We start from the raw sequence: 19,885 nt of genomic DNA, 5'->3' as shown, positions 1-19,885 counted from the left end.
GTCACCGGCGGCCGGGAGGCCAGAGACTGCGCATGACTGAAACCCCGATGTAGGCCCATGTGCGCCACGCCAGGGGTTGGTTCCGAAACGCGTACCCGAAAGCGCCGAGGGCGATTCGGGGGTCTCCGGACCAGAAATGCTTGTAGCCAAAACGGAAGCTGAGCCCGGCGAGCCGTTCGCGCAACTGCGTTGCGGTTACCGTGGCCCCGTCCGGACCCGCACGGCCCCAGCGGGCCAGGGCGCGCTGGAGGATCTCGAGCTCGAAATTGCGCGCGCGGGGGGTATGGGTGGAATTGTCCGCATGCTGGCGGTAAAGAGCGAGGATGCGGTCGATGCGCAATATCCGGGTTTCCCGGGAGGCCCGCAGCCAGTATTCGTAGTCCTGGCCCAGCCGGAGTGTTTCGTCGAACTCCCCCATCCGGTCGATCAGTTCCCGCCGCATCACGACCGTGGAGGTCCATACCCACGCGGGCCTGAGCAGCAGGAGGTGATAGATCCACCCGGCCGGCCGGAACGGGATCTCGCCGGAGGCGGGGCTTTCGGGCGTAGCTTCCTGTTGCCAGGCTGCATCACTTTCGCTTTCGGGAAACCAGTGCGCACCCCGGGTGCAGACCAGGGCCACATCGGGATTCTCGTCCAGGACCCGCTTCTGCAGTGCCAGCTTCCCCGGCAACCACACGTCATCCCCGTCGAGGAACGCCACCACCGGCGCCCGCGCATGCCGCATCCCCACATTACGGGCCGCGCCGGGCCCCGAGCGAGGCCGGGCCGTGGACAGCAGACGGACCCGGGCATCGTAGGTTCGGGCCCGCTCCGCGGTGTTGTCGGTGGAGCCGTCGTCTACCACCAGCACCTCTACACTCACGCCCTCCTGAGCGAGGATGCTGTCCAGGGCATCAGCGAGATACGCCGCGCAGTTGAAGGCCGGTACCACCACGGAGAAATCCGGGGTGGCCCGGTCATCACGGGGTCGCCCCTGTTGCTCCGGCATCGCGGCTTCCCCGGCCGGCGAAGTCATCCGGTATCCCTCCGGCTGATGTACTTCGAGGCCATCGCTCAAACCAGCAACTCAGCGGCCATCGGCTGACCGAGAAAGCCCACCGGACTCGCCGACAGGCCATACGCGCCGGACTGGAAGACGGCAATGAGATCGCCCGGTTCCGCTGCAGGCACATCAATCTGTTCGGCCAGAATATCCAGCGGAGTGCAGAGCGGGCCGACGATCGAAGCCTTCCCGGTTTCGGCCTCGGTCATGCGCGTGGCAACCGCGACCGGATAATTCTTCCGGATCACCTGCCCCAGGTTCCCCGACGCCGCCAGGTGGTGATGCATGCCGCCGTCCGTCACCAGGTAGACCCGGCCCCGGGAAACCTTGCGATCAATGACGCGCGCCACATAGACCCCCGCCTCGCCCACCAGATAGCGGCCCAGCTCCAGCACCACCCGGGCATCGCCCAGCCGTCGGGCACAGGTCTCGACATGCCCGGCCAGGTGATCGGTCACCACGTTCAGGTCCAGCGGCCGGTCATTGGGGAAATAGGGGATACCCAGGCCACCGCCAACGTTCAGCAGCTTGACCGGGCCTGGCGCCTGCTCCGCCAGACGGTAGGCGAGTTCGAAGATGCCGTCCTGAGCCGCGGTCAGTGCCTCGGTGCTCAGGTTCTGCGAGCCGGCAAAGATCTGAAAGCCCTGGAACGACAACCCGTAATCGCCAATGCGCTGCAACAGCTCGGGGACCTGTTCGGCATCCACACCGAACGGACGGGACCCCCCGCCCATGCGCATGCCCGAGGACTTCAATTCGAAATCGGGATTGACCCGCACGGCCACACGGGCCGGCTGGCCCGCCGCCTCGGCCAGGCGATGGACGCGTTCCATCTCGCCGAAGGATTCCAGGTTGATCACGATGCCGGCCTGCAATGCCGCCGCAAGCTCCCCGTCGCGCTTGCCGGGCCCGGCGAAACTGATATCGGCCGGCGAGGTACCGGTATTCAGGGCCAGCTCGAGTTCCGCGGCCGAGGCCACATCGAGGCCATCAACACGCTCCGCCATGTACTCCACGACGGCGGGCATCGGATTGGCCTTCACGGCGTAGTGCAGGTGCACGGCGCGGGGCAGGCAGCCACGCAGCTCCGCCAGGCGGGCGTCCAGCATCCCGCGGTCATAGGCGTAAAAGGGCGTGCCGCCGGCCTCCCGGGCCAGTTCGGTGACGGGCCTGCCACCCAGCGCCAGACAGCCGTCGACGAGCCGGAATTGCTTCATGCAGGGGAGTTCCGTGACGTGTGGCGTCATGCTGGATCCTCGGTGAAGGCGTCCCGGTAGAAGGCGCGCAGCCCTGCACGGTCGATCTTGCCGTTGGAATTGCGGGGCAGGGCCTCGGCCCGGACGATGAATCGGGACGGAACCATGAAGGCCGGCAGGGCCGCCCGACACGCGGCCGTCAGAGAAACCTCCGAGGGCTCGCGGCCCTCCTCTCCGGCGACGACCACGACGATCTCCTCGCCCAGTCGCTCATGCGGCAGACCGAACGCCACCGCCTCGCGCACCCCCTCCACCCCGTCGAACACCTCCTCGATCTCCCGGGGGCTGACGCGGTAACCGGAGGTCTTGATCATCTCGTCCCGGCGCCCGACGAAATACAAAAACCCGTCTTCGTCGCGTCGCACCGTGTCGCCCGACCACACGGCCCGTTCCGGAAGGCCCAGCTCCGGACGCTGCCCGGGCACCGGGCGAAAGCGCCGGGCCGTCGCTTCCGGCGCATTCCAGTAGCCCAGGCTCACCAGCGGCCCCCGATGGACCAGTTCACCGGGTTCACCGGGGGCGCACGGCTGGCCATCCTCGCGTACCACCATCACTTCGGCATTGGGGATGGCCTTGCCCATGGAGGTCGGACGCGCGTCGATTTCCTCCGGCGGCAGATAGGTCGACCGGAATGCCTCTGTCAGCCCGTACATCAGGTAGGGCGCTGCATTCGGCAACTGCTCGCGCAGGGCGCTCAGCGTGGTCAGGGGCATCGCGCCTCCCGAATTGGTGAAATAGCGAAGACTCCGGCGCGCGCCCTCGGACCACTCCAGACCCGCGAGCTCAACCCACAGGGGAGGCACCGCAGCCAGCCCGGTAATCGAGTGCCTTTCGACCGCCCGCACCACGTCACGCGGCATCAGGTAGTTGAGCAGAACGGCTTCGGCCCCTACCCGGAACGCGGTGGTCAGCTGGCTGAGGCCATAATCGAAGCTGAGGGGCAGTACGCTGAGGATCCGGTCCGCGGCCGTGTTTTCCAGGTACTCGCTGACGCTCGTGGCGCCCGCCACCATGTTCCGATGCGACAGTACGACCCCCTTGGGCCGCCCGGTGCTGCCCGAGGTATAAAGGATCGCTGCCATATCCGACTCGACCCGCCGGACCGGCGCCGGCGGAGCCTCCCTGTCCGTTGACGACGAATCCCGGGCAAACAGACGCATCCCCGGGGGAACGATGTCGTCCGTATCCGGCCCCGTGTCCGCCGTGTAGACCTGTTGCAGATGGGGACACCCGTTCAGGAACTCCGCCAGCGGTCCAAGCCTGCCGCGCGAGGTGACCAGGGCCATTGCACCGGCATCCTGCAGGATGTGCGCGACCTGGTGCGGCTTGAGAGTCGGATTGACCGGCACCGCCACGCCACCGGCCGCCATGGCTGCAAACAACGCGACGACCGTCTCCGGCCTCTTGTCCAGGAACACGGCAACGCGATCATTCGGCTGTACACCGTTGCGCCTCAGCGCGGCTGCCTGCCGCATCACGTCCTCGGACAGTTCCCGATACGAGCGCTGCTGCTTTCCGTGGGTCAACGCGGGGGCCTCCGGGCAGCGGCGAGCGGAGGCAAGGATCAGTTCGTGCAGCAGATGGGCCATTACCGCCGACACTCCTTGCCATACACCCTTTTACCGCGTACGAGATTCCTCGTCTCCACCCGGTACTGGCCGTGCAGCGGACCCTTCATGACTGCTGGCTCCTTGAGCGTCTCTTCATGACCCGCAGGACGTTGAGCGGCAGCAAGATGTACGTCGGCAGATCCCACGCCGCATGCCGCCTCAGGACGACCCGGTCGACCCGAACACGCTGGCGCATGTTATGCACCAGCACGGCTGCGAACTCTTTCCGCTTCCTTCGGATGCTGGTCCGTACCGTCTTCCGCTGATCCTCCGATAGCCGGAATCGCCTCAGCCATTTCTTCCTCAGGACCAGCTCGTAATGAACCCGGTTCAGAACCTTCTCCCCCCCCCACTGAATGGAGGACATGTAGATATTGACCCCCTCGCCGTAGAACGCCTCCACTTTCGTGGAGACCGCAACGCGATCGATCACCCTCGAGACCTCCAGCCAGAACATCCAGTCCTCGTGGTTCCGCAATTCCGGATCGAAGCGCACCCCTTGTGCGGCGCGCCTTCGATACACAACCGTGGACGTCCCTATGAAATTGGTACGAACCAGGTAGTTGAACAGGGAGTGATCAAATTCATGGATATCTTCGGCGGGTCCTGCCTGCTGATGCTCCTCCGCCCTGAACAGCCGATACTTGTCGAAATACGTCTGATCCCACCCTTCGCGCACAAGGTCCGCGCAATAAAGGTCTCTGCCGTCCTCGAGTGCTGCAACCGCCCGCGAAAGGTGGTCCTCGCTCCAGGTATCGTCCGAATCGAGAAAGGCGATGTAGTCGGTCGCCGGGTCCGTGCAATCCAGGCCACGGTTCCTCGCCGAAGCCACTCCACCGTTCTCCTGGTGAATGACCACTGTGCTCTCCTGCACCTCCTCCGGCATGCGGGCGATCTCCGGTCCCGCCGCCACCGGCGATCCATCATCAACGACAATGACCTGAAGGTTTCCATTCCAGTCCTGACCGAATACCGAACCCAGCGTTCTGGTCAGCAGGCCTTCGGTTTTCTGGTAGAAGGGTATAACCACCGCGACTTTCACCGCTGCCCGTCCATTCACTGCACTTCCCCTTCAGGCACCGGCCGTGTTCCGAAGCCTTTTTTTACATAATCTCCCGAACGCATGAAAGCACGGGACGATACATACGACTTTCTCGTGCTTTTCTCCAAAATGCAAATCTCGGTGCAAGCTCGCGCCGGCACCCCGTATTTTCCTTGACTTGGCACAGCACTCGATATCGGAGACACTGCACTCAGTCCCCGGCCAACCATTTTGTAAAAAAAACTGACACTCGGATGCGGACTCAATCAGAGCGTTCTTATAAGGCATCAACCCTTGTTGATATACAATGGATCCGAATCACACGGGCAAACGGAATCGAATATGTCCAGCATTGAACAGGTGAAGAAAATCCTCGACTCCACACTGGAGCTTGGCGGACGGGTACGGGCCTTCGGCCGGGAGACTCCCTTGCTGGGAGACATCCCCGAACTGGACTCCATGGCGGTGGTGAATCTCATGACCACGATGGAAGAGCAGTTCGACATCGTCGTGGAGGACGATGAAGTCAGCGCCGAGACCTTCGCGACGCTGGGAGATCTGGTGGATTTCGTCGATTTCAAACTCGCTGCAGCCTGAGCTCGTCATGCGTGCTGGATTCCGTTCCGGAACCGCGGGACCGGTCTTTGAGGTCCTGCACCCTCCCGCGGGCGCTCCCTGCAGAGGAACGGTGCTTTACGTGCAACCCTTTGCCGAGGAGATGAACAAATCCCGGCGGATGGCGGCTTTGCAGGCACGGCAACTGGCCGGCCAGGGATTTGCCGTTCTGATGCCGGACCCCTATGGCTGCGGCGACAGTGGTGGCGATTTCTCCGATGCACGCGGGGATACCTGGCGGCAGGACCTGGTACAAAGCGTTCACTGGCTCGAGCAAGCCTATCCCGGCCCCATGGCTTTGTGGGGGCTGCGGACGGGCTGCCTGATCGTCAGCGAACTGATGCAGGAGTCCGGAATCGTACCGGCGGCCACGGTGTACTGGCATCCCGTGACCAGAGGCGAGGGTTTCCTGAACCAGTTCCTGCGCCTGCGCATGGCGGCCGGCATGATCAATGGCCAGCGGGAAAGTACTCGCGATCTCCGCGATCGCCTGGCAGCGGGGGAGGCACTGGAAGTCGCCGGGTACACACTTGCACCCGGGCTGGCACAATGGCTCGGCACGGCCACCCTGAACCCGCCCCCCTGCCCGCTTCTGTGGCTGGAGGTCAGCGCCCTCTCCCCCCCGGCACTGACGGCCGGCAGCGCGCGCATGGTGACCGGATGGCAGGACGCGGGTGCCGACGTCATCAGCCGAGCAGTGCCCGGTGAGCCGTTCTGGAATACCCAGGAGATCCACGAGGTGCCCGCACTGCTGACGGAAACCACCGAGTGGATCTCGTCCCGACTCAATCGGCGTGCGGTGACGGCATGAACACACTCAACGAGACGTCCGGCGAGCTGGCCGAAACCGCCGTCGTGATGGAGGTGGCGGGCGAGGAGATGCTTGGCATCATGCACGAAGGGGCCCCGAACACCTCGTGTGGCGTACTATTGGTGGTAGGCGGCCCGCAGTATCGAGCTGGCAGTCATCGCCAGTTTCTGCTGCTGGCCCGGGAACTGGCGGCCAATGGAGTGCCGGTGTTCCGGTTCGATTACCGGGGCATGGGCGACTCAAGCGGCCCTCAAAGCGGCTTCGAGGACGCGGGCGAGGATATCCGTGCGGCCCTCGACGTCTTCCAGCGGAGGGCGCCGGAGGTGCGTCAGTTCGTTATCTGGGGCTTGTGCGATGCCGCATCGGCGGCCCTGCTCCATGCCTGGAACGAACCCCGGGTGTCGGGGCTGGTGCTGGTCAACCCCTGGGTCCGGACGGATGAAGGACTGGCCAGGGCGCACCTCAGGCACTACTACATCAGGCGTGTTGCAAGCCGCGAATTCTGGCGGGATGTCGTGCAAGGCCAGTTCCACCCCCTGGCCGCGGCCGGGGGCTTTCTCAGGACGCTGGTCACGAGCCTCGGTGCCCGGGAGGACCGAGCCAGAGGCGATCCGGATCCGGCACCGCCCCTGGATCCCCGCGCACCGCTGCCCGAACGCATGGCCGCAGGCTGGTGCCGCTTTCGCGGTTCCATTCTCGTTGTACTCAGCGGCGAGGACCTGACGGCTGCGGAGTTCACTGATACCGCCCGCAACAACCGCCATTGGCAAGGCCTGCTCGACGAAGACCGGGTGAGTGTTGCACGGATCGACGAGGCCAACCATACGTTTTCGCGTGCCGACTGGCGGCAACAGGTAGCCGATTACACCCGACAGTGGCTGCTGCGGCATGCGGAGACGGCCGCGTGACCCGGGGCGCACCCGCAACGCTCGTTCTCGGGGATTTCCCGCGTATCACGGTGCCCGTCGCACGCTGTCTGGCCGGTCACGGCATCCCCGTCTATGGCGCCGCAATCATGACCGACGGCCGGTCGATCCGCTCCAGGGCACTAAAAGGGTTTTTCCAGCTGTCCCATCCCTCCCGCTCGCGGGACGAATTCGTTACGGATCTGCTGGCAGTAATCGAACGCTACCGGATCGATACCGTGGTACCGGTGGGGGATGGCGAGCTGAGTGCGCTCACGAGCAACGAAGAGGCCCTGGCACCACGCATTCACCGGTTGTATCCGACCGCCGAAAATGCTCGCCGGGTCCTGGAAAAATCGCGAACCCTGGCGGTGGCCGAACGTTACGGCCTGCCCGCGCCGAGAACCGCCTACCTGCGTACTCGGGACGACCTCGATATCTGCCCGGAGGACTTCCCCTTTCCGGCAATCGTCAAACCGCAGGACCGTGGCCGCGCCAACCCCATGCGCATCCGTTATTTCGAGTCGGCCCCCGCCATGCAGAGCTTCATGGCCCCCCTGATGGATTCCGGGAGCGAATGGATGCTGCAGGAATATGCACCCGGAGTCGGGGTGGGGGTCGAGATCCTGATGCACGACGGTGAGCCGCTGATCGTTTTTCAGCATCGCCGCCTGAAGGAGTTTCCGATCACCGGAGGCGTGGGGGTTCGCTGTGTGAGCGAGAAACCCGATGACGACCTCGCAACGCAGGCGGTCCGACTGCTCCGGGCCCTGGAATGGGAGGGCCTCGCCATGGTCGAATTTCGTTACGACCCGGTGTCGGGCAGTGCGCGCCTGATGGAGGTCAACGGGCGCTGCTGGGGGTCCATGGCGTTGCCGATCCAGTGCGGGGTGGCCTTCCCTTACTATGCCTGGCAGCTCCTCCACGGACAGACGCCCGACGTTCCTTCCCACTACCCCGCCGGAAGCCGGATGCGCTGGCTTGCCGGAGAGATTCGCCGACTGCCTCAGGTGGCTGGCCAGCTCGCACGGGGCGAGCGGCCCTGGAGCAACGGGCTGGGTGATGTCGCCCTGACCGGGGCCGACTTCTTCACGGGCACGCGGGACGCGCTCTGGTCCTGGAAGGACCCGGTACCGGCCCTGCGCGATCTGCGAACCGCGACCGGCGAGTTACTGGGCACGGTGGCCAGGAAAGGAAAGCAGCTCTCCCCGGGAAAACGCTGATCCGTGTCCACGCTCGCGCTCGATCACAGATCCGTGAACAGGCGACCATGCCGGCGTTCCAGTTCGTCGGGCAGGTGGCAGGTGCCGGCGGAATACTGAATCGCCCCCACGTCGGCGCGCCCTTCCCGCGGCTGCCCGCAGAAGTCGTGGTCGACCTCGGGTGGCTCCGACCCCGCGCCCAGGGGCCGGGCATCCATGTCTTCCAGTCGCAGGTCGCCGAATTCGGGCGCCAGCAACCAGCGCTCCACCGGACGGGGGTGCTGCCCCACGAAACTCCCGCGCACCTGGTTCAGGCTTGCTTCGATGAAATCCTGCGTCCAGCGAACGGCCCCCTCGCTGATCCAGCTCGGGTAGAGCTCATGGTAGTCGGAGATGCGATGCGTCAGATGATCCCGCAGCCCGGGGATATACGACGCCTTGTCGAACCACCCCGTCTCGATGTTGCCGGTTTTCTCCAGTTCGGCATCGTCGCGTGCCCAGACTGTCCCGGTCATCAGGTTGTCCACCACCCGGGCGCGCGTCTCCGGGAACCGGGCCTGGATCCCGTAGGCATTGAACACCGTGTTGTTCGCCACCAGCGCATCGCGCCCGCGGTTCACGTAGATCCCCGGCTCGTCCGGGCAGTTGAGGATGATGTTGTTGGTCATGCGGCTGTCGAGGGTCTCCGGACAGGTCTCGCAATCCCCGATCCTGCGCCGGTCCAGGACCCCGGGGCTGGTGCCACCCCCGCCCAGCGACAGGCCGATGCGCCGTTCGCCCGTATGGCGCCATTCGCAGATCACCAGGTTGCGATCGAACAGGGCATCGGCCGCCCCGCCCTTCACGAACCCGGGCGAGCCGTGGCGTCCGCGTTGCCCCTGTGCCATGTCGGCGATGAAGTTCTCCTCGATCCGCCAGCCCTGCCCGCCGACGATGTCGATGGCAACCACCGGCCAGCGCGTGGTGTGAATCGCATCATTCACGAACACGTTGCGCCGGACATGCACATGGTCCGGAAAGCGCCGCGGGTCGCCTTCGCCATTGGCCTTGATCGCCGCGTGAAAGTTACGAAAACGGTTGCCCTCGATCACCGCATGGTCGGCCCGCCGCACGATATGCAGGGCATGGTTGCCGCTACCCTCCCCCTGGAAGTCCAGACCGCGGATCTCCCAGTGCGGAGCGGACAGCTTGAAGGCGGTGGTCCGGCTGGAGTGGATGACCGCCGTCCCGGGGGTGCCCGCCCGGATCACGATGGGCTCCGACTCGGTTCCGTCCGCGCGCAGGTTGAGCCGCTCGCCAAGCCGGTAGTCACCCGGGCGCAGTTCGATGACATCGCCGGCCTCGGCCTGGGTTACGGCGCGGGCCAGCCCATCGGCATCTTCCACCACGCGCGGTTCGGCCATGAGGGCCAGAGGCAAACCGGCGAGCACCCATACCAGGAGCCGGAAACCCCGCTGCAACGTTTCCTGATTCAGCCACATCATCTCGGTTCACCTCCCGTGCGGGCCCGATCCCGGCGGACCTCCCGCATCACCCCTGGCCTGCCCGGATAATGCACCCGCTTTACGTTTGCGATTTTCATGTTCAAAACACAGGCCCCGGGCGATTCCACCGTCTCCCGAAACGGGAACGGCGGAGATGGTTCAGCAGGACGGCGAACACCGCCGCCGGAAGCCTGCGAAGCTGGTCCGGAAATTCGAGGTCATAGGTTTTGAGTCTCTCGCGCACCGGATCCGTCAGATAGCCGTCCGAATGAATCTGCACGGACTCCAGGCCCCAGTTGGCGTTGCCCTCGAGCAACACCGGCCCCTCGGGGGTTACCACAATGTCCCAGCCCACGGACGGGGTGCCGGAGAAATTGGCGGCCGCCCTCCTGGACAACTCGACGCAATCCTCCCAGTACGGGACCCGGGTTCCCGTAAAATGGACTTTCGAATCGGGGTGGACCTGGTACCAACGGCTCCCGGAGGTGGGACAGGACACTCCCTGACCCATGCGTCCGGTATCCGGATCGACATGAACGGACAGGCTTCCCTTGTACCAGTTGTCTGCCATCGATCCGGCCGTGCCCAGCCGCAGGATGGAAAAATCAACGGTGATCGTGCCCGAGGTGTCATGGAAGGTGACGATCCGCACGCAGTTAATGCAGCTTGAATTGATCTTCTGCAGGTCGGCGTGCTGCTGCAGCCGCTGTTGTACAATCCAGCCGTCGTAACGGGTTCCATAGTAACCCCTGGTCGTGTTTCCCAGGCGCTCGAGGAATGCCCCCAGGTTGTCCACGGTTCCGCAAAATCGATGGATCTGCTCACCCTGCTGCCCCCCCCTGGGCTTGAAGATCCAGTCGACCTCGCCCCCGGGAGGGGCGAGCCCCACGAAATCTCTTTCCGTCGTCAGCGCTTCCTCGCTGACGGTCCGGCCGAAGACCGGATGGTAGAGACCCAGAGTTTCGGGCGTGGGGATGCCTAGGCCCGCGAAAACGAAATGGCTCAGCCATTTGTCTTCCAGAATGTGCTTCTGGCCACCCTGATTGACATGCGTTCGATACAGGCGATGAAGCTGGCGGTGGTTCATGAACCGCACACATGCCTCCGGAGTCCGGTCACCGAGCCGGTAGAGCTCATACTCCGAACTCTTGAAGCCACTGCCCAGGACTCGCATCTTGTGCAGTCTGGCCCGTGGGTTCATGGGAGGACCCCCTGGTGGTGTCCGGTCGAGGGGGTCGCGCTCGCTTCCGGCACTGCCGTTGCGGCCTGCCTCGACTGCCGGGTCGCGGACTCCAGACGCGAGGCCGTCAGCATGCCCCCCAGGCAGTCGATCCGCTGCGGGCCCATGTTCCGCGGTGTGCGCAGCACATCTTCGGGGGAATCGGTCGCGAGGATCGCGCGCAGCCATTCGGAACCGGAGAGTGTTCCCCGCGCAGTGGCACGAAAAAGGGGGTCATGCCGCGCCAGCCGGGCGAAATTGCCTTCCGGCGGCTGGAAAAACTGCCGGCCCGGCCAGACCCGGTTCAGGAACGGGCGGAGCTGGCGCGCCGTGGCCTTGCCGAGCGAACGTGGACGCGGACTCAGCAGCGGCAGCCCGGTCTTGTCATACGGGATGCCCGCCAGTTCGGGGCTGAGCCGCTGGATGATCCGCCGGTAAAGCCACGAGCCCTTGCGCAGTTGCCAGGGCAGGGCCAGAGCAAAGTCCATCAGCGCGTGGTCGAGCGCCGGGGTGCGCACATCCAGATAGTTCTGATTCAGGCGGACGATGTTGTAGACCAGGCGTCGGCTGCGGTTCTCCAGATAGTGTCGCTGACTGGCCTCCAGGCCGGTGTCACCGGCGGGGAAGTCCTCGCGTATGCATTCCTCGACCCGACGCACTTGCGGGCTGTCGGGGCCAAAACCCAGGGCCGCAGCGTTGTAGCGAAGGCGCGCCAGATGTCCCTGGATCTGCTGTTCCCGCGATTGCTCGCGCAGAAACGTGGCCTTGAACAGCAGATCCTGCAGGAACCCGTCGACCGTGGCACGTGACCCGGTGGCGGCAAGTCTTCGCGCCGTCCCGACCAGACGCCAGTGGCCGATATTGAAGTCGCCGGGGCCCAGGTCCGGGTTGAAACCAGGCGCATGGCGCATGTCGTCGGCCGAATCGAAACGTTCGATCGGGCGGCGGAGATGACGCCCGATCCGGCGGGCATAGGGCCATTCCACATTGGCCAGGTCGTGGCAATGAAAGAGCCGTGCGCACAAGGCCAGGTCCGGATGTAACGCCAGATTGCAGCGCGAGTCCAGACCGGCGGTCACCGGCATGGCCACCGTCTCCGGATCGAGGTCCGCCGCGTGCCGGACATGGGCCTGCCGGAGCCGTTCGGTGGCGGCTTCCAGCCACGGCTCGACCGACCCCGGGTCGCCGACCTCCGGGACGGGCGGCAGCCAGTAGCGATCACATACCGGGTCGGCCCCGGTGCCCGGGATACGGCAGCGGCTGGCCGGGGGCAACAGGTGCACATCCCGCAGCAGAGTGCGGCTGCCCCATGGATGATCCAGGAAGATCGTGGTCAGCACCGCCGCCGGGTCGGGTTCGACCGCTCCCGGCAGGAGCCGGGCGACGTCGGCAAGACGGGTGGCGAAATAGAAGGTCCTGCCGCGGACGGCCCAGTGGACCGGGATGGTCCCGAGGCGGTCCGTAATGATCTCCATGCCGGCGGGCGTCCAGCGCAGCTCCAGCCACGAGCCGTCGCGCCGCGCGGGATCGGATGGCTGGTCCTGGATCAGGTGGCGTTCCCCGATCACCACGCCCGTCGGGTCCCTGCGAACGGTGCAGGAAGGGTGACCCGGCTCGTACTGCAGGTGAAAACCCGGCCCCGTTTCCCAACACCAGCCGGCGGGTACCGCCGGAGCCGTTTCAGCGGCTCCGGGTCCAAAAGTGCCGCGCAGTTTCAACATGATGATGCCCCCATTACGACACCTCTCCGAAGTGGGATTGATTGCCGGACAGTCGACACGCCCAGCGTCGGTTCAGGACATTCCGGTCCACGGCCATCTGAAGGGCACGCATTTCGGGTCCTTCCGGCCGCCCGGATGCAAACCAGAGCCCTGCCAGCACAAGGGCATACGTGAGCCCCCCGAGAGGGATCAGCAACAGCAGATGCAGGGCGGCGATGGCGGAACTGGTGACGCCCGGGAGTGCGGCGACGGTGCCCAGCAAGGTCGCCAGCATCACCAGCGAAGCCAGCACCGGGCGCCAGATCACAGCGAAGAAATCTCTGCTCGGCATCCGGAGGAAATGCGAAACCAGCATCACGCCGAAAGGCATCAGGGCGCTGGAGGCGAAGACCTTCGACCACACGGCGATTTCCAGCCCGTGACCGGCCCACAACAGGTACGCCATCAGAGGCAGCGTCAACAGGACATCGGCCAGGATGAAAATGCCGACCCAGTACGGCTTGTTGAGGGCCATGAACAGTGAAAAACGATTGCCATGCAGGATCCGCGTGGCACCCAGAATGGCCAGCACCTGGATCAGTGGGATGGTCACCAGCCAGTTCTCGCCCAGAAGAAGCCATACCATGGGTTCGGCCACGCCCACCATGCCGAGCGCTGCGGGGACGGTAACCAGGGTCACCAGGCCCTGGGCCAGCAGATAGCCCCGGCGCAGGCGCGGCAAGTCGTGCGCCACCTTTGCAAAGCCGGGGAACACGGCCCGCATGATCGGCGCATAAAGCTCCGAGGACGGGAGTTTTGCGATATCCGATGCGACCCGGTAGGCACCGAGACCATCCGCCCCCACGAGACGGCCGACAATCCAGTCCGGCCCCCTGCCCTGCGCGTACATGGCCACGTTGTTGAACGTGACCCAGGCGGAAAATCCGATCAGGTCCCGCCAGCCGGACAAGTCCGAACGCGGCCGGAACGGGTGCATCGCGTAGCTCAGGCTCAACCCCACGAACGCCGACGTCAGGGAGCCGAGGACCAGTGCCCAGTAGCTCTGAAGGTAGAACCCCATGGCAATGGTCACGGCCACCGCCGACGCCTTCTTGCCGAAGCCGAACAGGAATTCCTTGCGGAACGTGAGCTCCTTGCGGAAGGCGACGATGCCGATGTTCTCGAACCCGTGCATGAACGAGATGGCGGCAAAGGCGTAGACAATCATCTCCACCCGGGCATCATCAAAGAACACCGCCGCATGCGGCGCCGCCAGCACCAGCGCCAGCGCACCCATTGACTGGTACACCAGCTTGATGGTCCAGGCCGTGTCGTAATGCCGCCGTTCCGCCTTCTGGTCGCGGATCAGGGCCAGATCCAGCCCGAAGGCACCGACCATCTCGATCAGGGCGTACAGGGCGAAGGCCATCGCCACCAGGCCGAAGTCCTCCGGCACCAGCAGCCGCGCGAGGATCACCGTACTGATCAGGCCCATGAAGCGCTGGAAGGTGCGCAGGCCCATCATCCAGGCGGCACCACCCGCCACCTTGTCGCCGAGGTCCTTCATGACCTGTCCCGTCCGGTTCTTGTCACGGGAAACATGATCAATAACCGCGCAGTTTCAGTCGGGCCCAGCGTTTTGCGCGATACCCTCGCGGCAGAAACTCGAGCATGCGTGCAATCCTGTTGTTCAGCCGGGATCGCCACGGCAGGCGATACCCCACCCCCTTTGAGATTGTCATGCGGCACGGCACGCAAAACCCGCATGGCTGTCCCGCGCGCGTCGGCATGTGGCAGAACCAGGTCTGCTCCAGCAGATCCAGGAATCCGTGGTCTCGGGCGTGTTCGCGCATCTCGGCCTTGCCGATATGCAGTGTCGGAAAACTGAACAGATTGAACAGACTTTCCGGCGCCTCCTCGTCCAGGTACGGGCGTACAGGTTCCCGTTTGTATTCACGTATTCCGCTATTCAGTCGGGGATCAAGAAAATAGAAATCCTCATTATGCTGGACGCAGACTTCGATGCCCTCCAGTGCGTTCTGCCGCACCAGCTCCGCCAGCCATATATATTGCGGGCCGATCCCCCGGGTTTCCTGCAGCTTCTCGAATTTCTTTTGCAACACCGGATCCGGCCGTGCGGCGGCGGCGTGAAGGACCTGTAATGCCAGAAGACGCCCGCCCGTGGCACGTTCGTTGATTGCAAGACGCAAGCGATCCATGACGGCGAGTTCCTGGCCGATCGACTGTCGGTTCTCGTCACGTACATACCAGGGCTCAACCGTTTCCCCGTAATGAAGAACCAGATCCAGCACCCGGAAAGTCGAGTCCCAGCCACCGGTCCAGAATATCCTGCGCGGGGGCGGTGAACCGGAGGATGAACCGTCCGGCTGCGGGAACCCGGCCGATCGAGCTTTGGGAGTTGCGTTAGTCAATGCAACAATCTCCTGAAGTGAGCCACGCAGTTGAATATATTTTTCACCTTCGGAACACACACGGGGATCCCACCGGGTCTGTTATCGTTATAATGGAACCCCAGCCATGTACTGGCGACCGAAACTCGGGGGAGTCCAAATTGAAACTGATATTCACCGGTGATACCCGACTGATTCGAACTCCCGGCACGGAACAGGCAGGCAAACCGCAATCGCCCTTCGCACGCGTGCAGCACCTTTTGCAGGGCGCGGATGTCCTCTCCGGGAACCTTGAATGCTTCTTCACCGAGGACCTCGAGAACCAGAAGGGACTGTGGAAACACCCGAAAGTCCTGCGTGCCGACCCCGCGATGGCGACGACCCTGGTGGAGGCCGGATTCAGCATCCTGAATCTCGCCAACAACCATATGATGGACGGCGGGCCTCAGGGACTGGAGACAACCACGGACACCCTGAACCGGATCGGCCTTCTGTGGTCGGGGGCGGGCCGCGGGCACGGGCAGGCGATCGCGCCGGCATGGCTGGAACGTGGCGGGCGGACATTGGCCTTCATTGGAGCGGGCGACAACTCTCACGATTACGCCGGGCCGGAGACTCCCGGCGTGGCCCCGATGGAACCCTTCGGGGACCTTCTCCAGCGCACCCGGGAGGCTGCAGAACAGGCCGACATCGTCGTGGTGCAGCTGCATGCGGACCTCGAGTTCAGCTACGCGCCGGCGCCGTACCGGGTGAAGCTCAGCCGCGCGCTGATCGACCACGGGGCCACGCTGGTGATCCAGCACCATCCACATGTGGTCCAGGGCGTGGAGCGTTACCGGAACGGCCTCATCGCGTACTCGCTGGGCAACTTTGTGTTCAACGTCCGTGGCAACGCCTATCAGGAAGGTTTTCCCGAGGCCCGTTACGGGTGGATCCTGTCGGTGGATCTGGATCCCGCCACCCATGGCGTGACCGGCTGGGACATGGAGCCGGTGTGGATTGCGGACGATCATCGGCCGGAACCCATCGAGGGAGCGCCGCGCGAGACCGCCCTGCGGGATTTTGCCGGCCGCTGTGCGGTACTGCGGTCCTCCCGGCAGTTGCGGCGCGCGTGGCTCGGGAGAAGCTGGCGGGAAGCTCGCTACCATGCGCTGATGGCCTACTACAAAAGCCGCCGCGGACGCCCGGGTGCCGCAATGCTGGACCTCCTGGACCTGCCGATGCGGCCACGCAACCGCTTCTGGCTGCGAGCACTTCCGCTTCTCGGACGTTGATGGCAGTGCGGGGCTATCCATGCCCTACTGCCCCCTGACCTTGCGTGTGGCGCGGGTCTCCTGCCATTGACGGCAGCGCCACTGGAGCCCGACGGGCAGGGTGCGTACCGCCCGCTCGATCGCCCAGTAGCGCGTTTTTCCGATCCATCCCAGTCTCGCGCCCTCCTCCTTGCGCTCAAGCATCTGGACGCATGGGCGGCATGTGCCGCAGGGATGACGTCCCCGAACGGGGCTGTGACAGAAACAGGTTTTCGCCAGCACCTCGTCCCAGCCCCGTTCCGCCGCCTCCTGCCGCAACCGGGCGTCGCTACGCTGGATAAGCGGCAAGACGAACCCGCCCAGCAGGACGGCGACAGCCCCCGCGTCGGGCGCCACCCGAAAAGCCGGAACCGTGTCTTGCCCGACGGGCACCAGGAACGGCCCGACGATGGGGTACAGGCTTCTTCCCTTCTCCACGCTCAGTTCAATCCCGTCCAGACCTTCAGCCTTCACCAGCATCGCGAGCCAGCGATACTGATTGCCGAGGCGGTTCTGTCGGGTGATGGTCAGAAAGGCTTCATCGATGTCCGGATCGGGAGGGATCTCTTCACGCTGATACAGGACCGGTTCCCGGATCCGGCCGGGCTCCGCGTAGCCGCCAGCCTCCAGGTGCTGCGTGAGCTGCCGGATGGTGGCGAGCTCCATCGCGGACGAGGCGCGACGGGGATCGATCACGTAACGGGGCTGTATGGGCCCCACTGTGGTGGTCAGCAACTCCATCACCCGGAAGGTCGAGTCCCAGCCCCCGGTCCAGAAGATCTCGGTGGCCCCGCTCATCTCGATGCTCCGGTTGTCGAATCGCTCCGGCCTGCACCGGGACGCAGGAATCGCCCGCTCCGGACCCCACTGGCGAGGATTGCGTAAAGGGCCGTCCTCACGTGTCCGGGACGGGCCCGCCAGGCGCCGATGAAGGAAGGTGCGGCCGCAGCCTTCTGCCCGTTCCAGAACAGGTTGTAGCCCATGGCGAAATGGAGCCGGAATCGACGGTGCCGCAGTTCTTCGGGGGTGATGGCGCTGCCATCCGGCCCGACCCGACCCCAGCGGGCGATGGCGGACTCCAGCACCATCAGCGCGTAATTGACGGGCGCCCAGCGCCGGGTCGCGCTTTCGGCATGCCGCCGGTACAGGGCATAGGGCCGCGCCAGGGTCAGGATGGGCGTCAGACGGGAAGCGCGAATCCAGTAATCGTAATCCTGTGCCAGGCGCAGATCCTCGCGGAATTCGCCCACCATATCGGCCAGTTCGCGGCGCATCAGCACCGTTCCGGTCCAGACCATGGTGTCCAGCAACAGGCGGTGATAGATCCAGCCCGAGCGTTCGGGATCGAGGGCGTCGGAGTCTTGCGCCTGCGTTGCGGCCGCATGTCGGTTCGGGCTGGACCACTGCCCCGAATCATCCGGATACCAGCGGATGAAATTGCTCGCGACCATGGCGGATTCCGGGTGGTTTCTCAGGCAACGGATCTGTGCCTGCAACTTGCCCGGTAGCCAGACGTCATCGCCATCGAGATACGCAATCAGTTCGCCTTTCGCCTCGCGCAGGCCTACATTGCGGCTGGCACCGGCTCCACTGGATGCCCGGGCGGTTTCCAGCAGCCGGACGGGCCCGTCGAAACGCGCGGCAACCTGCCGGGTGTGGTCGCTCGAACCGTCATCGATCACCAGGATTTCGATGGCTTCGTGCCCCTGATCCATCACGCTCTGCAGCGCCTCTTCCAGATAGACGGCGCAGTTGCACGCCGGGACGATGACGGATACACACGGGTGATCCGTCAGCGGCGGCCGGTCCGATGTGAGCGGGGTGTGAGCCACGGGCGAATTCATCCTTTACCGGAGGCGGCCGGCATCCATGATGGTTCCGGGTACCTCGGGCGGCCTGCTGCCCTCGGGCGGACTTGCGGGGGACGTCCGGGGCTGCGCTGTCGACGCGACCGCCGGGGCGGCAGCGACAACCGTCTCCTTCAGCTCGCGTCGCAGGATGATGGCCAGCGCGACAAAGGCCAGATACAGATCGAAATAGGCCAGACTCAGGAAGGCGCCACCGACCATGTATCCGACCAGACCCAGCGCGAGCGCCCAGGCCCACTGGCTGATCCAGACGGTTTCCGCGTGCTGGCGTCCCTGGCGGTAAAGCCGCAGCAGGGTCAGCAGCGAAAAGCCCAGCAGCGCAAGAAACAGCCCCAGCCCGAGGAAGCCGTGCTCGCCCAGCATCTGGAAGTAGATGCTGTGCGCCGCGATCGGGCCGGTTACCACGGCATCGTCCCGGTCCAGATAGCTCAGCCAGATCGGTGCGGGGAGCCGCTGAATGCTCATGCCCGAGCCGGTAAAGGGGTGATCGAGGGCAAGATTCCAGGAGACGTTCCAGGCATCCAGGCGTCCGCCGGCAGAGGCGTCTTCCTGGTAGTGGATCAGAGTGTCGATCTGGTGCTCGACCTTCTCCGGAACGGTGAATCCCACAACGGCGACGACCAGCAGCCCGGCCCCGACCATGGCCGCCTTGTGGCGCATACTCAGAAAGATCAGGGGGAAGATGACCGCGGTCGCGACCCAGGCACCTCGCGAGTGCGTCCCCACTATTGAGATCAGGTGCAGCCAGAAGCCGGCATACAACGCGAGCCCGATGAGTCGATGCCAGCGCTCGAAGAACGGAGAGTGAAACGGGAGCCGGAAATGACCCTGGTGGACCTGTCGTGCCAGCACCAGCACCAGAGGAAGGGTCATGACCAGCGCCAGCCCGATATCGGTGTTCCCGCCGATGAAGGTACCCGGCGGGCCCAGCACCATCCCGCCAAAGCCAGTCGCGAGGGTATAGGGGCCGCCCTTGAACCCGAAAAACGCGACCGACAGGGTGATGACGGCGAGCAGCACCATGACGCGTGCCTGGCCGGATACGAGCATGGTCGCGACCACCGTCATGAGCATGATCTTCATCACGGTGTCCCAGCGCTCGAGCGCGACTTCGGACTGCCAGGCGAAAAACAGCGAAACGATCGTGATGTGGGCGAACAGGATGATCAGCACCACGGTTTCACGCGTCAGGGGTGGCGGACGCCGTTCCCGGGCGAACAACAGGGCAACGAGCGTCGTCAGTCCGACCGCCATGGCGACGGGCATGCCTGGCAGGAATCCCCAGGCCAGCCGATGAGGGTTCATCAGCCCCACCCAGTACCAGGCCGGGATCCCGATCCACGGGCGCCACAAAATGAACGGGATCAGGCCAAAGATAAGGATGAAAAAGACGATATCGCGCATAGGGATTACCGGGTCGCCTGC

The 19,885-nt window shown here is 64.7% G+C and carries 17 protein-coding genes; 5 read left to right on the top strand and 12 right to left on the bottom strand.

The window, feature by feature from the left end:
- Position 1: 1 nt before the first annotated feature.
- From D577_RS0101190 to D577_RS13775, 4 genes are all read right to left on the bottom strand, one after another.
- A complete protein-coding gene (locus D577_RS0101190) occupies positions 2-1,018 on the bottom strand; it encodes a glycosyltransferase (RefSeq protein ID WP_018945774.1) in 1,017 nt (338 codons plus the stop codon).
- Between the two features lie 38 nt (positions 1,019-1,056).
- Positions 1,057-2,262 (bottom strand): pyridoxal-dependent decarboxylase, exosortase A system-associated, encoded by a 1,206-nt coding sequence (locus D577_RS0101185; protein ID WP_018945773.1) that lies wholly within the window; start codon positions 2,260-2,262, stop codon positions 1,057-1,059.
- A 26-nt stretch (positions 2,263-2,288) separates the two neighbouring features.
- Positions 2,289-3,890, bottom strand: a complete 1,602-nt coding sequence (locus D577_RS0101180; protein ID WP_018945772.1) for an acyl-CoA ligase (AMP-forming), exosortase A system-associated — start codon at positions 3,888-3,890, stop codon at positions 2,289-2,291.
- 85 nt (positions 3,891-3,975) lie between these two features.
- Positions 3,976-4,971, bottom strand: coding sequence for a glycosyltransferase family A protein (locus D577_RS13775; protein WP_081618786.1), 996 nt, complete (start codon positions 4,969-4,971; stop codon positions 3,976-3,978).
- A 324-nt stretch (positions 4,972-5,295) separates the two neighbouring features.
- Here D577_RS13775 and D577_RS0101170 point away from each other — a divergent pair, with 324 nt between their 5' ends.
- The 4 genes from D577_RS0101170 to D577_RS0101155 are packed head-to-tail and all read left to right on the top strand — an operon-like array spanning position 5,296 to position 8,507.
- Positions 5,296-5,550, top strand: a complete 255-nt coding sequence (locus D577_RS0101170; protein ID WP_018945770.1) for an acyl carrier protein — start codon at positions 5,296-5,298, stop codon at positions 5,548-5,550.
- Between the two features lie 7 nt (positions 5,551-5,557).
- On the top strand, positions 5,558-6,379 hold the full coding sequence (locus D577_RS0101165; RefSeq protein WP_026288836.1) for a hydrolase 2, exosortase A system-associated: 822 nt from the start codon (positions 5,558-5,560) through the stop codon (positions 6,377-6,379).
- Positions 6,380-6,405: 26 nt separating this feature from the next.
- Complete coding sequence (locus D577_RS0101160) at positions 6,406-7,287, top strand: hydrolase 1, exosortase A system-associated (protein WP_026288835.1); 882 nt, start codon at positions 6,406-6,408, stop codon at positions 7,285-7,287.
- The gene (locus D577_RS0101155; protein WP_018945767.1) at positions 7,284-8,507 is read left to right on the top strand and encodes an ATP-grasp domain-containing protein; all 1,224 of its coding nucleotides are present in this window, start codon (positions 7,284-7,286) and stop codon (positions 8,505-8,507) included. The genes D577_RS0101160 and D577_RS0101155 overlap by 4 nt, the downstream gene beginning before the upstream one ends.
- A gap of 23 nt (positions 8,508-8,530) precedes the next feature.
- On the opposite strand, the gene D577_RS0101150 is transcribed toward D577_RS0101155, so the two are convergent.
- The 5 genes from D577_RS0101150 to D577_RS0101130 form a co-directional block, all read right to left on the bottom strand.
- The gene (locus tag D577_RS0101150; protein WP_018945766.1) at positions 8,531-9,970 is read right to left on the bottom strand and encodes a chondroitinase-B domain-containing protein; all 1,440 of its coding nucleotides are present in this window, start codon (positions 9,968-9,970) and stop codon (positions 8,531-8,533) included.
- A gap of 100 nt (positions 9,971-10,070) precedes the next feature.
- Positions 10,071-11,057, bottom strand: coding sequence for a sugar-transfer associated ATP-grasp domain-containing protein (locus tag D577_RS13495; protein ID WP_244263426.1), 987 nt, complete (start codon positions 11,055-11,057; stop codon positions 10,071-10,073).
- 110 nt (positions 11,058-11,167) lie between these two features.
- Positions 11,168-12,760 carry a hypothetical protein gene (locus D577_RS0101140; protein ID WP_018945764.1) on the bottom strand — a complete coding sequence of 531 codons (1,593 nt, stop codon included), beginning with the start codon at positions 12,758-12,760 and terminating at the stop codon, positions 11,168-11,170.
- Between the two features lie 163 nt (positions 12,761-12,923).
- A complete protein-coding gene (locus tag D577_RS0101135; RefSeq protein WP_018945763.1) occupies positions 12,924-14,456 on the bottom strand; it encodes a lipopolysaccharide biosynthesis protein in 1,533 nt (510 codons plus the stop codon).
- Between the two features lie 37 nt (positions 14,457-14,493).
- The gene (locus tag D577_RS0101130; RefSeq protein WP_231363030.1) at positions 14,494-15,321 is read right to left on the bottom strand and encodes a hypothetical protein; all 828 of its coding nucleotides are present in this window, start codon (positions 15,319-15,321) and stop codon (positions 14,494-14,496) included.
- A 140-nt stretch (positions 15,322-15,461) separates the two neighbouring features.
- Between D577_RS0101130 and D577_RS0101125 the strand changes: the two genes are divergently transcribed.
- Positions 15,462-16,574, top strand: coding sequence for a CapA family protein (locus D577_RS0101125; protein WP_231363029.1), 1,113 nt, complete (start codon positions 15,462-15,464; stop codon positions 16,572-16,574).
- Between the two features lie 24 nt (positions 16,575-16,598).
- Here the strand turns inward: D577_RS0101125 and D577_RS0101120 are convergent, their stop codons facing one another.
- The 3 genes from D577_RS0101120 to D577_RS0101110 are packed head-to-tail and all read right to left on the bottom strand — an operon-like array spanning position 16,599 to position 19,864.
- Entirely contained in the window at positions 16,599-17,390 is a 792-nt protein-coding gene (locus tag D577_RS0101120) for a hypothetical protein (RefSeq protein ID WP_018945760.1), read from the bottom strand.
- Positions 17,387-18,424 (bottom strand): glycosyltransferase, encoded by a 1,038-nt coding sequence (locus tag D577_RS0101115; protein ID WP_244263420.1) that lies wholly within the window; start codon positions 18,422-18,424, stop codon positions 17,387-17,389. The genes D577_RS0101120 and D577_RS0101115 overlap by 4 nt, the downstream gene beginning before the upstream one ends.
- Before the next feature lie 15 nt (positions 18,425-18,439).
- Positions 18,440-19,864, bottom strand: coding sequence for a putative O-glycosylation ligase, exosortase A system-associated (locus tag D577_RS0101110; protein WP_018945758.1), 1,425 nt, complete (start codon positions 19,862-19,864; stop codon positions 18,440-18,442).
- Positions 19,865-19,885: the final 21 nt, after the last annotated feature.

The sequence above is a fragment of the Thioalkalivibrio sp. AKL17 genome (genome assembly GCF_000377885.1).
GTDB classification, from domain to species: Bacteria; Pseudomonadota; Gammaproteobacteria; order Ectothiorhodospirales; family Ectothiorhodospiraceae; genus Thioalkalivibrio; species Thioalkalivibrio halophilus.
This window is presented reverse-complemented; position numbering and strand designations above follow the sequence as displayed.

What these genes read in the sequence shown, in the direction of transcription:
- D577_RS0101150 (WP_018945766.1), bottom strand. Translation starts at nt 9,970, where the DNA reads ATGATGTGGCTGAATCAGGAAACGTTGCAGCGGGGTTTCCGGCTCCTG.
- D577_RS0101170 (WP_018945770.1), top strand. Translation starts at nt 5,296, where the DNA reads ATGTCCAGCATTGAACAGGTGAAGAAAATCCTCGACTCCACACTGGAG.
- D577_RS0101190 (WP_018945774.1), bottom strand. Translation starts at nt 1,018, where the DNA reads ATGACTTCGCCGGCCGGGGAAGCCGCGATGCCGGAGCAACAGGGGCGA.
- D577_RS0101110 (WP_018945758.1), bottom strand. Translation starts at nt 19,864, where the DNA reads ATGCGCGATATCGTCTTTTTCATCCTTATCTTTGGCCTGATCCCGTTC.
- D577_RS0101180 (WP_018945772.1), bottom strand. Translation starts at nt 3,890, where the DNA reads ATGGCCCATCTGCTGCACGAACTGATCCTTGCCTCCGCTCGCCGCTGC.
- D577_RS13495 (WP_244263426.1), bottom strand. Translation starts at nt 11,057, where the DNA reads ATGAACCACCGCCAGCTTCATCGCCTGTATCGAACGCATGTCAATCAG.
- D577_RS0101135 (WP_018945763.1), bottom strand. Translation starts at nt 14,456, where the DNA reads ATGAAGGACCTCGGCGACAAGGTGGCGGGTGGTGCCGCCTGGATGATG.
- D577_RS0101120 (WP_018945760.1), bottom strand. Translation starts at nt 17,390, where the DNA reads ATGAGCGGGGCCACCGAGATCTTCTGGACCGGGGGCTGGGACTCGACC.
- D577_RS0101165 (WP_026288836.1), top strand. Translation starts at nt 5,558, where the DNA reads ATGCGTGCTGGATTCCGTTCCGGAACCGCGGGACCGGTCTTTGAGGTC.
- D577_RS0101185 (WP_018945773.1), bottom strand. Translation starts at nt 2,262, where the DNA reads ATGAAGCAATTCCGGCTCGTCGACGGCTGTCTGGCGCTGGGTGGCAGG.